The sequence below is a fragment of the Leclercia adecarboxylata genome, assembly GCF_006171285.1.
Lineage (GTDB): Bacteria > Pseudomonadota > Gammaproteobacteria > Enterobacterales > Enterobacteriaceae > Enterobacter > Enterobacter barmai.
Genome location: NZ_CP040892.1, coordinates 13,621 through 26,728 on the forward strand (window position 1 = coordinate 13,621; position 13,108 = coordinate 26,728).

18 protein-coding genes and 1 pseudogene are annotated in these 13,108 nt (G+C 44.8%); all 19 read right to left on the bottom strand.

The features are described 5' to 3' along the window. Window positions 1-26: 26 nt before the first annotated feature. Window positions 27-329 (bottom strand): annotated as a pseudogene (locus FHN83_RS26345) (Tn3 family transposase); the annotation flags it as partial. 370 nt (window positions 330-699) lie between these two features. Continuing rightward, entirely contained in the window at window positions 700-795 is a 96-nt protein-coding gene (gene dqlB, locus FHN83_RS28865) for a DinQ-like type I toxin DqlB (protein ID WP_000609145.1), read from the bottom strand. 536 nt (window positions 796-1,331) lie between these two features. Beyond that, window positions 1,332-1,592: a hypothetical protein gene (locus FHN83_RS26350; protein ID WP_040080119.1), complete on the bottom strand. Its 261-nt coding sequence runs from the start codon at window positions 1,590-1,592 to the stop codon at window positions 1,332-1,334. A gap of 110 nt (window positions 1,593-1,702) precedes the next feature. Then, window positions 1,703-2,521, bottom strand: a complete 819-nt coding sequence (locus FHN83_RS26355; RefSeq protein ID WP_040080118.1) for a SprT-like domain-containing protein — start codon at window positions 2,519-2,521, stop codon at window positions 1,703-1,705. A 2-nt stretch (window positions 2,522-2,523) separates the two neighbouring features. Continuing rightward, on the bottom strand, window positions 2,524-2,757 hold the full coding sequence (locus FHN83_RS26360) for an antirestriction protein ArdR (protein WP_044715201.1): 234 nt from the start codon (window positions 2,755-2,757) through the stop codon (window positions 2,524-2,526). Between the two features lie 210 nt (window positions 2,758-2,967). Beyond that, window positions 2,968-3,237 (bottom strand): hypothetical protein, encoded by a 270-nt coding sequence (locus FHN83_RS26365; RefSeq protein ID WP_044715198.1) that lies wholly within the window; start codon window positions 3,235-3,237, stop codon window positions 2,968-2,970. Window positions 3,238-3,285: 48 nt separating this feature from the next. Beyond that, complete coding sequence (locus FHN83_RS26370) at window positions 3,286-3,741, bottom strand: H-NS family nucleoid-associated regulatory protein (RefSeq protein WP_044715196.1); 456 nt, start codon at window positions 3,739-3,741, stop codon at window positions 3,286-3,288. Between the two features lie 18 nt (window positions 3,742-3,759). Next, the gene (hha, locus tag FHN83_RS26375; RefSeq protein WP_044715194.1) at window positions 3,760-3,969 is read right to left on the bottom strand and encodes a hemolysin expression modulator Hha; all 210 of its coding nucleotides are present in this window, start codon (window positions 3,967-3,969) and stop codon (window positions 3,760-3,762) included. Further along, the gene (locus tag FHN83_RS26380) at window positions 3,969-6,290 is read right to left on the bottom strand and encodes a type IA DNA topoisomerase (protein WP_044715191.1); all 2,322 of its coding nucleotides are present in this window, start codon (window positions 6,288-6,290) and stop codon (window positions 3,969-3,971) included. Before FHN83_RS26380 ends, hha begins: the two co-directional genes overlap by 1 nt. Before the next feature lies 1 nt (window position 6,291). Continuing rightward, window positions 6,292-6,948 (bottom strand): hypothetical protein, encoded by a 657-nt coding sequence (locus tag FHN83_RS26385; protein WP_050886235.1) that lies wholly within the window; start codon window positions 6,946-6,948, stop codon window positions 6,292-6,294. A 2-nt stretch (window positions 6,949-6,950) separates the two neighbouring features. Then, on the bottom strand, window positions 6,951-7,607 hold the full coding sequence (locus tag FHN83_RS26390) for a hypothetical protein (protein WP_044715189.1): 657 nt from the start codon (window positions 7,605-7,607) through the stop codon (window positions 6,951-6,953). An 11-nt stretch (window positions 7,608-7,618) separates the two neighbouring features. Then, window positions 7,619-8,392 carry a hypothetical protein gene (locus tag FHN83_RS26395; protein ID WP_044715185.1) on the bottom strand — a complete coding sequence of 258 codons (774 nt, stop codon included), beginning with the start codon at window positions 8,390-8,392 and terminating at the stop codon, window positions 7,619-7,621. A gap of 14 nt (window positions 8,393-8,406) precedes the next feature. After that, window positions 8,407-8,877, bottom strand: a complete 471-nt coding sequence (locus tag FHN83_RS26400) for a thermonuclease family protein (protein ID WP_044715183.1) — start codon at window positions 8,875-8,877, stop codon at window positions 8,407-8,409. Then, window positions 8,874-9,209, bottom strand: a complete 336-nt coding sequence (locus tag FHN83_RS26405) for a hypothetical protein (RefSeq protein ID WP_050886236.1) — start codon at window positions 9,207-9,209, stop codon at window positions 8,874-8,876. The genes FHN83_RS26400 and FHN83_RS26405 overlap by 4 nt, the downstream gene beginning before the upstream one ends. A gap of 5 nt (window positions 9,210-9,214) precedes the next feature. Next, the gene (locus FHN83_RS26410) at window positions 9,215-9,418 is read right to left on the bottom strand and encodes a hypothetical protein (protein ID WP_044715181.1); all 204 of its coding nucleotides are present in this window, start codon (window positions 9,416-9,418) and stop codon (window positions 9,215-9,217) included. A gap of 68 nt (window positions 9,419-9,486) precedes the next feature. Beyond that, window positions 9,487-9,825, bottom strand: a complete 339-nt coding sequence (locus FHN83_RS28745; RefSeq protein WP_225622178.1) for a hypothetical protein — start codon at window positions 9,823-9,825, stop codon at window positions 9,487-9,489. A gap of 4 nt (window positions 9,826-9,829) precedes the next feature. Continuing rightward, a complete protein-coding gene (locus tag FHN83_RS26420; RefSeq protein ID WP_044715177.1) occupies window positions 9,830-10,225 on the bottom strand; it encodes a cag pathogenicity island Cag12 family protein in 396 nt (131 codons plus the stop codon). Then, window positions 10,222-12,057, bottom strand: coding sequence for a type IV secretory system conjugative DNA transfer family protein (locus tag FHN83_RS26425; RefSeq protein ID WP_044715174.1), 1,836 nt, complete (start codon window positions 12,055-12,057; stop codon window positions 10,222-10,224). The genes FHN83_RS26420 and FHN83_RS26425 overlap by 4 nt, the downstream gene beginning before the upstream one ends. A gap of 2 nt (window positions 12,058-12,059) precedes the next feature. After that, a complete protein-coding gene (gene virB11 / locus FHN83_RS26430) occupies window positions 12,060-13,091 on the bottom strand; it encodes a P-type DNA transfer ATPase VirB11 (protein WP_044715211.1) in 1,032 nt (343 codons plus the stop codon). Window positions 13,092-13,108: the final 17 nt, after the last annotated feature.

A 13,108-nucleotide genomic window follows, 5' to 3' on the forward strand; every position in this document is an offset into this window, starting at 1 on the left:
GAGGGCCAATGGAACGAAAACGTACGCTAAGAAGGTAATTCATTGTTTAAATTAAAATTTAATTCTCTCAGTTCCCCCTTCAAAATATCCTCCGGTAGCGTGAACGTATAATGCCCCAGCATATTGATATGCCCGTGCATCAGTGGGGATAACCGGACGATATCTTCACCCCCGGTTTCTTCTCCATTCCTGCGCATCCAGCTCAGGGCTTCCTGCATATAAAGTGTGTTCCACAGTACCACTGCGTTAGTGACGAGGCCCAGTGCACCCAGTTGATCTTCCTGACCTTCACGATAGCGCTTTCTGATCTCACCGCGCTGCCCGTAGCAGGGGTCAGTTTGGATATAGAGAATTATTGTACGGTAAGCCTGTTTTTTGAACAGACTTACCTATAGCAATAGGGTGTACTCCCGCGCTATACGGCATTTTCAGAGGTTTGACCTTAATCGGATAACCTAAATGCGATACTGCAAGAGCGACAACTTAAAAGCGATAGCCACTGACGCAAAATCAACCCCTTACGAACCAAGATTGGTTAAATAATGCGCTTAACGTACAAAAATTTCCGATCTCCAAACTGACCCCTAAAAGGTTAGGTGGGGGGGGTTATGCGCATCAGATGAATGTTGTAACTAAACGATGTTTTTATTAAAGGCCGGAGGTGGTTAGCCCCCAGCCTTAGTTACGTTTCCGTATTCATCAATCGATGAACTGGCGGATCAGTTCCAGAATAGCAATCAGCGCGTTTGCCAGCGCCGCTACCGCTCTAAGAACGATGATTAACAGATTAATCATCCGGTTCTCCAGATAAGCTGGAGGAAATCACCGTTGCTTACTCATACACTGCCTGTCACAACGGTTCTCTCGCATTGTTAGATGTAGAGTGACTTCCTCCTGCCAGAGCACCAAACACAGCACCACCTGTTTGTTCAGCCAGGACTTTTGAAACTATTCATACCCGCCGGAACGGGGAAGGGCAGGGAGGCCACTTACAGAGCTAACCCCGCAATTATACCGATCTGCTGGCGAAACTCATGCTGTAATTCAGTCAGTTGACAACTTGTGTCAACTGCCACTGGACAGCCTGTGTCAAGTGCCATAATATTATGGGTGTTAGATGTAGAGTGACTTCCCCGGCCAGAGCACCAACTCCGAACCGGAAAACAAAAAAGCCCGATCTCACCAGTCGGGCTTTTTTGCGTCTGAAACAGCGTGCGCTACGTGAAATCTGAGTTCGAGTGAAGGGAGGTTAATCCCGATTTTTTAAACTGAAGCGTCGCCATCCCCCGTGAAAGAAAGCCCCCAACTACGCCCTGACAAAACTGATGATATTAACTTTTGCCGTTGTCGGCCAGCTCGAACATAGTATTCAGGCTGGAACGGAATTGATTCACCGATGATACTAGCTCCTGACTCCGCGCTTTTTCTTGCGCTAGTGAGCGCCTGAGCTGCGTTATCTCGTCTCTGTTACGCTGAAGCTCAAGGATGGCCGTCATAAAGGCTTTACTGGCTGACGCCATTCCGGTAACCTCCTGCGCCTTTCTGATAACCTGATCTTCATCGTCATTTGTTCTGATGGTGTAATGCCCCATAGAAAACCTCTTTTGCTGTCATTTTTATCACGCCGGCACGAATCCGGAAGAAAGATTTGCTGGCAAAAAATCGATGGCCAACTGCTGCGGTCGTAGAATTTTGCTGGCACTTAGCTTTCTCTGAAAGCTTGTTCACAATCTCCGCAATGGATATTCAGCCCGGCCTTACCCCACACAGCAGCACCGCACCCCGGACACTGATATTTTGCCTTGTTCCGTTTAGGCTTGTCCTCAAACGCCGCAACAAAGGACGTATTGCTCCCGGCTATAACTTCTGAATCTGCGTTCCCGTTCTGTGGCGTCACTGACGGTAACAGAGCCATTGACAGCACCGCTTCAATATCAATGCCGGAGCCTGCATTCTGATGCGCCTGAGCCAGCGTTTCCCGCCATTGTTCGATAACGGCGGTCATGTCTTTCTGTTGTTCAACCTGAACGGGGAAGCGGTCAAACCAGCTCAACGCAAATTGCCCCTGAAACAGTTCCAGTGTGACAAGCTGGAAGCGACCGCCGGGGATCGGATAGTCGTTAATTTTCTGGCCGACTTTCGCGCCACCAGGTCTCCCGGTGGAAGAGGGCATTAGTCCGATGCTTTCCATTTTGGCCGCCCACTGCGCATTGTGGTACGTCTTGCGGGAAGGGTTACCAAAGTGAAATTGCCACATATGACACTGTTCATGAACCAGAGTCTGCATAACTTCAATAAGCGGATATGCCGGAAAATACTCAGGATTCAGGGCAATCTCATCAATCATTTTGCCGCTGCCATCAGCAGCAACAAAACGTCTGAAGCTGAAATAGCCCATCGTGTTTTTACCGCGCTGGAAGGTGATCAGGCAGTCGGGAAGTTCGCCGTTAAACAGCCTCTGATTGTAGAAATCAAACGCCTGCTGTAGCTCGTTGTAAGCGCGTTCTGTGGCTCTGGTCATTATCAGGACTCCTGAAAGACTACCCAGCATTTAGCGCCGTCATAGTCATTCCCGCCCTCGGCAATAAACATATTACCTTCGGCATCGACGGCAATTGCTCCTGGGCGTTCATGCTGTGGATCGCGGAGAACGTTTTTCCAGCCATACGCCTCGCCATCCCATATAAGCACAACACCGGAATCAGCATGTTCCTGATTCCGCTGACGCCATACCTTTGCTATTCCGACATGATCCATATGCTCACCCTTATCTGTATTGTACGATACAGATAAAATATAGTAGCCCGAAACCGAATGCAATCATTTTTGCTGGCATTTTGGGTCGCCGACTGGCATCGAGAAAGGAATTATGCTGGCATTATTGCGCGGCCGCATCAGCTGCAGAAGGTATCTTTGCTGGCAGGATTAAGGAAGCCTCCGGTACAGAGGCTTGAGGGGGGAAACGACTCAACGCTTTTTCGCCCACGTTTTTTCATCATCGGTGAGCTGTTCTTTATGCAAGTAATCTCCGGGAACTGGAGGCGGCGTTACCAGCTTAGGATGCCCTGTATCGATATCGCGAACAGTCACCAGTCCGACAATATCCCCATTTTCTTTTAGCGCCCATGCAGCAAGCTGGTATACGGTCGATTCGCCATGCTCACCGGGGACATTATCATGCCTGAAATACCAGTCTGTTGCCGGGATGATTTGTTTGTAGGGTGATAAGTCACTCACGTTTTAATCTCCTTAAAACCCTCCGCACAACCTGGAGGGCTTATAAAGTTACTGTTTATCGTCAGCAGAACCAGACGGCTCTTTCTTGATAAGAAAATCGTCCAGAGAACGGCCAGCCTTTAACGCTTCATCAATCGGTTTTGGCGAACGTCCACGGCCAGACCAGAATTTAACTTCGCCATTTTCTTCAAACTGATACTTTGGCGGTGCTTTCGGCAATTTACTCTTACGTGCATTTGGCGCATCGTCGGTCAGACCAAGCAACTCTTCAGGAGAAAAACCTTCCCCAGCGATGAGCTGAAGCAATTCCTGACGTTTTTTCTCACGTTCCTGACGTTCTGCGGCTTCACGTTCAGCATCTTCTCGCCGCTCTTCGATAACAGCGTTCAACTTTTCCTGCATTTCCAGCAGTTGCTCAAAGCTCGTTTCACGCGCAAAGACACGGACAGAACGAATATTCGTCAGAAGTCTTCGGGCTGCATCAAACGTTTCATTATCGCTCATAGTTCCTCTCTTTATGGGTTATCTGACGTGTTGCCAGACTGATGCGGGGATTTTATCAAACAGTTTATTCATGATTATCTCAGCCAATCGGTGATCAGCAGCAGAATAAAATGTTACCAGCTCTCCAGCGGTAAGGCTGCGTTCATTTTTTTCTATAACTTTCTCTAAGGTTTCCCGGTGTTGGCACTTTCTTAACTGGAAAAGCCAGTCTTGTCTGGTTTTCACCATTATTTTTTCCTGAACTCAAAACCAAGTTTGCCTGTAGATTTATCCTGCAAGGTAACTACAGCGTCAAATTTTTTCCCGGCTTTGCTGGTAAACCCTTTAATCTCGCTGGTTTTACCTTTTTTTATCACCGTTTCAACCTGATTTTGTGTCAGTTTCTTGCCGGAAAACTCAGACCAGATTTTAAACTCACACCCCGTACAGAAAAAGCCTTTTGGCCTGATTAAAATCTCTTTGTTACAGGAAGGGCAGGGGACACCAAGACGGGCGCTTGCCCCCTCAGAAGCCTGTTTCTCTGTAACAGGTTCTCCATCTTTATCCGGGAATGATGTTTTACACTCAGGATAACATGAGCACCCCCAGAAAAAGCCATTCTGCCCCTTACGTTTGCGCAGAAAACCTTTGCTACAGACAGGGCAGGGCGTGGCATTAGACGAAATGTTAATCCCGTTTTTATCCAGATCGTCGATTAAACCGCGAATATAATCGTCGTTGTCTCTGATAAAATCCTCAACGGTCAGTTCGCCGGATTTGATTTGCGCCTGTTTTTCAGCCCATATTGCCGATATGTTGGGTTTAATCACTTCAGGCGGAAGAGCAGCGCAGAACTCCTGCCCCTGTTTTGTTGTTTTCCATACCAACTCAGAGTAGCCCTTTTCTTTCTCTATCGAGATAAGCCCGGTATTGGCAGCCAGTTTTTCAAGGATACCCGCACGGGTAGCTTCTGTGCCGATACTGCCCCGGTCACTGCTCCCCTCGTCTTTGGCTTCAAGCGCTTTTCTCAGAGCCGGATCATCGATAAATTTTGCCGCACTGGTCATCGCGGCCAGTAACGTTGACTCCGTAAAATAGCGGGGTGGAGTTGTCTTTTTCTTGTCCACGTCAGCCGACTCACACAGGCCGCTGTCATTAAATTTCAGAGTCGATAAATCAAAACCGCCCGTTCCGGCATCTTCGGCATCGTCCTCTTCATCATTGTCTTTACCCAGCGCTTCCCAGCCCTTTTGTATCAGAACGCTTTGTGTGGCCGTGAAGGTATCACCTTTAATATCGAAGTGAATTTTTGTTTTGTCACGGATGGCATCCGGGTAAAACAGACCAATGAAATAGACGGCCACCAGGTTATAGACGTTCCGCTCTTTCTCACTGAGCTGAATACCGGCTCCGCTTTTCGTCGTCGGAATAATGGCATGGTGTGCCTCGATCTTACTGGCGTTAAAGGCTTTATGCTTTTGTTCCTTCTCCATATCTGCGGTTGCCGACGCCAGTTCCGGCATTGTGGCCGCGATAGCGACTGCAATATCCCCGGCCTGATAAAAATGCTCATCTGAAAGATAGCGGTTGTCAGAGCGGGGATAGGTCAGCAGCTTGTGTGTTTCATACAGCCCCTGCATCACATCCAGCGTTTCCTTAGCCGTATAACCGTATCGTTTTGCACAAAGTTGCTGAAGCGTGGACAAGTTCAAGGGCAGCGGCGGTTTGGTATTTTCCGGTTTAGTTGTCGCGATCGTCACGAAAGCGTCCTTACCCGCTACCCGTTCGGCAATATGCGCGGCCTGTGCTTCTGAAATCAGGCGTTTTTTATCGTCGATCTGATCGCCGTCCGTTGTCTGATATTTCGCCTTAATATGATTCCCGTTCATCTTCAGACTGGCGAAAACATCGTAGTAAAAGCTTTCAGTGTGATTCTGGTTTGCCAGCGTGCGCATGTTCACCAGTCCGAGAACCGCACTCTGTACACGACCAACGTTCAGAACACCGTCATATCCCTTCTCACGGCCTTTGAGCGTACAGCCTCGCGTCATATTATAACCAAAGTCCTGATCGCACAGAGAACGTGCCAAAGCGCTATCTGTCATGCCGCGAAATTTTTCGTTAGGCTGCATGTTTGCCAGCGATTTTTGCACTGGCGCAAGGTTGAGATCGGCAACCAGCAGCCGCTGGACGGGCTTCTTGTTTCCGGCATAACCTAAAATCTCATCAACCAGTAAACACCCTTCATCGTCGGGGTCGCCAGCATGAACAATGCTATCGGCTTTTTCTATCAGCGACAGAATAATGCGGGTCTGTGCTTCAGATTCAGGTTTTAGTTTGTACGTGGGTGGATAAACGGCTTTAATCGGTAAATCGCTGAATCGCCAGTTAGCATATTTTTCGTCATAATCCTGCGGGTCATAAAGCTCAAGCATATGACCATAACACCAGGTAACAGCATCAGCGCCGTGTTCAAAATAACCGTTTTTCTTCTCCGTATTAGGGTTGCCACCTAATCCTTCGAAAATCGCTTTTGCTAATGATGGTTTTTCAGCAATAAAAAGTCTCATATTAATGGCTCCTGTCAATACAATCTTTTTGTACTAAGGACTGAATTTCGCCCGCTGCCGCAACAATAATTTCTTGTGCATTATCTTTGTCAAAGGCGTTAACTATTATTGATAGCTGGTCACTGACATCCCTTGCTAATGAAAAAGTATCTTCATTGTCATCATCCTCCCAGACATATCGGTTTTTCAATAATGACTCCACGCTGCCTGTTTTACTCGTTGTTGTGCAGGTGAAAGAACCATCTTCTAATCGCCGGGTTTCTATTTCATACTCAAACACTGGCTTAAAGTTTTCCAGAGTGTTAGAAGTAAATGCAACAGCAATAACTCGCTTCCCTCTGGCGCTCATGATTTTTAAAAAATCATACAGAAATGAATCATTTATGTTCTGTGGAAATTCTACACTATCGAGAATGACAGTGGATTCCTTCGCATCCAGAATATGATCCAAGTAAATATCTTCATTAGTACGGCAAAGGAAATGCAAGTCTGGATAACATGTTGCACCGCACATTTTTGAAAAGTCAAAGTAACGCGAATCGGGGATAGTTGCTTCTTCGAGTAGTTTACTTTTTCCTGTCCCCGTCCTCCCATGAACCAGAACATGCCCTTGCGATTTTTTCAGGGCGTCTTGTGCTGTTTTCTTATCATGTTCCATTTTTAATCCTCCAGCTGAAGTGCGCCAGTAGCAAAGGCAGCTTCAACAATTGCGGAAAGTTGATGCGTTGGCATATAATCTTTGTAATTAATCCATACTCGTTTAATTTTCCCATCAACTTCTACGGCACGCTGTCTCCTTTCATTGCAATCACTATCCAGCCATACACCATTGAATAAAGGAGAACTGTTATTCTTAAAATAGACTTTTTTATCTTCATCAGACATGCAGTTGAGCATATGCGCGAGATAACGAGATACAAGCGCGAAACTTCTTACCGTATGGTTCTTATCGTCAGGTTCAACGTTTTTATTATCGAACTCTATAATGCCGCCTTTGTGGATTCTGAATTCCCCAAATGTCATAACATGCGCACGTTCTGGTTTTGTCGGGAATGTCCATGTAGCGTAAAAAGAGTATACCCCGCGCTCTTTTTCTATCCACGCCTCCGCAACGAAGCAAGCCTCGCTACCATCCAGACAAGCTGAATAGCGCGGAGGTACACAAAACGAATCACTGTCGTGAGAAACAGGCTGCGTGTATTTTCCAAGAATGAAGGTGTCACCGACTTTCATATCCCTGATTGAACGCTGAAACCAGAGCGGCATACGGCAGTAACGCATAAAATCATAAACCGTCTTTATTGAACTCACTTTCATTATTGGCTCCTTTACCAGCCATACGGATAAGCAGGAAACGTCAGCCAGCTTTCAAGCAGGTATTCGGTTTCTTTGTTCCAGTAAAAATAAAAACCCCTGGGATTGAAGAAAACGGAATAACCGTCAATCTCACCAATTTGTTCTGCTTTATTGAACAAAGGATTGACATAAAAATCATCTTCGAAAGAATCAGTGAGATTAGACGCTACGAAATCCTTACGAGATAGTTTTGTTATTTTGTCACGCTCATCATCAAAGTTAATGCGTTCCATTGTATGGGGATTGATGCCAAAACCTACCGTTCCGCCAGTGAATGCTCTGTGTTCAAAATTACCCCATGTAAGTTCATCTAATGAATCGACATGTTTTTGTGTGATTTCCAGAAAGGATTGTTTAACTGGTTCCTTATCATCATAGTTAGCTTTCTCCGGGAAACTGATAAGAAACTCAGCCGTTTCACCCTTATCATGATTGAATAAAGGGTTTAACTCCTCCTCATTTTCAAATTCTTTCTTAAATGCTTCAATATCACGCACGAAACATGACATATAGTAATATCTGTCTGTCTGGAACAACCCTTGTAAATCTTCACCATGAAGCAAAGCAAACTGGCAAATACGATCATACAAATCCATTGCCTTTTGATAATCATCGTTAGGGACGATTAACTTTACCTCAGCCGCGCTTTCTGTCATGCCTGGTGTAACATAAACATCTGCACTTACAAGCAAGTTACCAACACATAAACGGTTATTGAAACGTTCTTTATCGGATTCAGTCATCATCGTTTCATTCCTCTTTATTTACTATGCCGCCATTCCCACGGCGGCACTGGTTGACTGTCAGCCCACAGGCCGCGCTTTTGTTCCTGTGCTGCCCTTTGCAGAGCCGGTAATGAATTATCGCTGTTGTACTTGTCGTAAACCCATGCTGCACCAGATTGCACCATAAAGCGGTTGGCCTCTGTGCCGTTCGCCGTGAACACACGCCCGATAATGCGCCCGTAGCGATCTGTCTGCGTATACGTCACCGTGACGGGCAGCGCTGCAACCAGGCCTTTAAGCTGATTGGTTGACCAGCGCCCGAAAGCCTGTTTCTTTTCCGGTGCATCGATGTTTGCCAGGCGAATCCTGACGGGCTTTTTATCCTGCAATACTTCGATGGTGTCACCATCGAGCACACGGATAACTTTTCCCTGAATTTCTGCTGCACACAACGTAGCTGGAAGCACGACTACAAAAAGAGAAAAAGCATAAAGAAAACACTTCATCGTTTCTTTTCCTCCCACATGATAGTTCCTATCTTAAACAGTGAGAAAATCACGATGATTGAAACACCAACAACTACCAACATAGGAATAATCAAGCTATACAAATTAATTGTATAATTAAAAAAACGCTCAAAGTAATAGTATTCAGATTCAGATGTACTTCCCCATAAGATAACGGCGATACGATAAAACCCATAAACCAATACAGGGAACCAAGCCATAAAAAAGAGTAGCCGAGTAAACACTGAGGCAACCTTTTTAGAGTATCCTATGAAAATAAACAGAATATCACTGACTCTTCCTGCTGCTGATCCCATAATAATCCTCACCATAATCTTTAATCCTCTTTATCCTGTTTCTCAACGTCACATTCATCCAGAAAAATTTTATCATTGCAATTAACCAGAGAGATGTAAGCGGTACAGTTTTCGATAATCGCATTCACTGTCTCATTACCTGTATTTTTCAAATCACTTAGATTCTGAGTAACCGTTACTGTTTGAATATTATGACGTGACATTTTTAAAATCATTTTATCCATAACTAACGTCCTTCGGTTGTTCAACCCCGCAAACCTCAGATTAAAATCTGAAATTTTCGGGGTTATCGTTATTCCTGGAATGAGCGACCATAGCGCTGAATAATCATTTCCAGATTGTCTTTATTGATTACAGCGCCGTCACAGGTATTTAAGATACTTTGCCTAAGCCTTGCTGTGGCTTCAGGATTATAGTAGGGGGTAAAAACCCGGACATTGAAAAAGCGCTGATTAACTGTCTGACAGGCTGGCTGTGTATCCCCCTGTAATTTTCCGGCCATGCAGGTTAACAATTCACATGGATCACCCGTCTGGTTTAACCCGTCAGTGTGGTTATGCTTTTTGGCTAAAGCAGGCGTTGTCAACACAGCAAGAACGAGCGGAACTATAAGCACATTGCGAACATTCATAATGTCATCCTTTCTGAAGATAGATATTGATGGATTTAACACCAAATTCATCACGCTTATATCGGTACTGGATTAATCCATATGCACCGTTAGACCTAAGCCAGTTTTTTGCAGTAAAGAAGTCTTCACCCCGGCTACTTTCAATAATAATTGAGTCTGAATGAGCAACAGCATAGAAAACCGCATCATCGTAAAGACGGTTCTCAGGAGTAAAGTTTTTTATAACCTTTACCCAGGATGAATTAACACGGTCAGATTTAATTACCGTAAAAGTAGGTTGCCAGTCCATTAACTGTGAATTCATTGTTTCCGGGTTTTTCTTCCAGTCAACCTGTGGGGGTTCAGGAGGTGATGAACAGGCAGAAAGAAAGACAAAACCAGCCAGCACTATTCTTTTCATAATAAAACCTCAGATTCAAGCTCACCTACGGAAAGCATTTTTTCTTTTGAAGGGTATTTAAGCCCCTTAACACCAAAGATATTTTTTGTCTTGTTAAGACTGGACGTTAAAGCAGCCAGCTTCGGACTTACCAGCATAAGCCTGTCCATAAAATACGAATCAAGGTAGTAAAGGGCTTTTTTGGCTTTAACAGGGTTCTCACCCTTCAGGATGATAAACTCCTCTGAAAACTCCAGCGTTCCCAGCTCCTGTGGAAGTACCAGAGCGCGTTGAGCGTCACTTTCGGAATTGCTTTTTGATGTCGAACGACCGCTCGTTTTACTGGAACCAGTAGACTTAGCGGTTGTATAACCAAGCTTCTCTGAAATCTTTTTAGCATCATCCTCTTCACTGACAGCATAGATAATCCGGCAAGGGTGCGCACTCATCAGAGTCTTAGCTCCCTCTATACCGTAGATTTCATTAAGCTGGCTGATATTCTGATAAATCGTCAAAAGCTTGAGTTTAAAGCCTGCAATGTACCCCGAACCTTTTTTAATAATCGGCATATAACCAATTGAAGGGAACTCATCTAGAAACATTAAACAGTCATGCTTAAGCGTTGGGTCAAAATCCGGGTTTTCCCTCAATGTGACTTCAACGACAAAGTTAAAGAACAGGTTCAGGAAGTCATAGGCAAGGGACATATCCTCCGCATTCACGCCAACATAAATAGAGATATCTTCCCGGCGCAGCTGGCGAAGGTCAAAATCATTACCGTCAGTACATTTTCTGACGGTAGGGAGGTAAAACAGACTCATTTTTTTACGGAATGAACCATCGATACTTGAACGCTGTTCGTCTTCAGTTTCGTGGTACTCACGGATTTTCGTCAATGCATCCCGTAAGTGAAACAATGCCGTTTCATCTAATCCCGCTATCCCCTCAAAGTCTTCACGGTTAGCCAGTACGTTTTCCCGATCAATATTGCTGTAAAGGTCAACAACAGAACCGATTGAGAAAATGGGTTTAAGATTGAATTCGTTAAGCCAGTCAGGAGCGTAATTGATAAAAAAGTGAAGCAGTTTTGCAAGGCCAGTCCAGTATTGCCCGGCAAGGTTGTTAAAGTGGGCTTCGGCTCCCGTCATACCATAAGACGGGAACAGAATTTCTATCAGCTTCAGTAAGTCTTTAGCGCCACTCTCAGCTTTTAAATCAATATAGAAAAGCGGGTTAAACTTATGCGTTTTACTGTTAAAGGGGTCTAACAAAAAAACTTTATTCTGGAGAATCACCTCGCGAACTTTACTGGTGATTTTCCACAGTTCCTGTTTTGGGTCTAAAGCAATAAGAGAGTGCTTTCTTACCAGAAGATTAGGAATTCCTATTGCAGCACCTTTACCCGCGCGTGTACCTGCACCCAGCGAAACAAAATCAGGAGCCGTATACCAGAGATATTTTCCCTTGTAAGCGCCGACAAGTATATCGTCGTCATTCTCTTTCTCCCATTTTAGCAGCTTTGATTTTTTTAAATCATCATCGCTGGCAAATTTCGCATCACCATAGAGAGAAAAATCTTTTTTATTCAATTGCCAGATAATAAAAACGGGAACGATAACTGAGGCAGCTAAACCAGAAAGAAGAGCGGGCATTGCCGTAATTCTGATATCTGACCGTATATTACTTTCTGTCATGAGTCGCCAGAGTAACATAGAGTCGAAGTTCTTCCATATGAACAGTGGCGTTTTACCATTAAAAAAGTAGACAGCAACAGAACCTGCATAATACGTAAAAAGACACATAACAAAACCGATAAAGAGCCACTGCCCTTTATCAGGGAGTTTAAGAGACATGATCACTCCTTCAGCTTTTCAAAGTATTCCTGAAAGTGAATATCGCGATAGTAAATACCCGATGCAAAGCGTAGATCTTCGTCATCAATGTACTTAATACTCATGATTACATCGACGTTGCTCAAAACCCTTCGCAGTATAATGTTATAGGGCAGATTCTGGCATTCCGGGTTCATATAACACCGCTGAACAAGGCCAAGCACAGCATCTTCAGGCGTGCTTTCATGTACCGTGGTTATGTTTCCTGCGTGGCCGGAACTTGAACCTTTAAGAAAATCCCAGGCTTCCGCGCCACGAACTTCTGTCATCAGTATCCTGTCTGGATTCATACGAAAACCAGAACGTAGTAGAGAGGCCGAGTTAACAACGATACTTTCACCCTCTGACGGGTAATACAGCTTCACATGGTTTTTATGAAAACGGAATTTTGCCTCATCAGTATCTTCTATTGAAACACATCGCAGATGATGAGGGATGTATTGCAGACAGGCATTTGCAAACGTGGTTTTCCCGGCTCCGGTTCCGGCACAGAACACCATCGTTTTACCTTTAACCAGACATTCAGGAATAAACCGTTCAAAACGATTATCTTTAAACATTAAAGATAATTCGTCCTCTTTATTCCTGAAATCAGCGCCCTGATTTAGCTTCGAGTAGAAACCCTGTTTAACGAATGTTTCATGGTCAATAAAAACACTGGACGGCTTACGAATTGTGATTGATACCGTTTCACGTTCCGTTGCCGGGGGGATGACAATCTGTACGCGCTCCCCAAGGGGGAGCGTGGCAGAGCGCAATGGATATTCTGGCGTAACAGAACCCCCATCATGATAATCAGAAATTGCCCCAGCAAATGACATACAGTCACCAAAAGTCATATTCGTTTGGTGTTGCTGCCATTTACCCCTGACTTTAACAAACAGTTCACCGGGACGATTTACGGCAATCTCGGTTAAACCCTCCACACTATTTAGCCACTGATGAAAATAATCATTCACGATATCGTAAACAATATGGCGATTTTCAGTATTAATATCACCCTGCATTACCT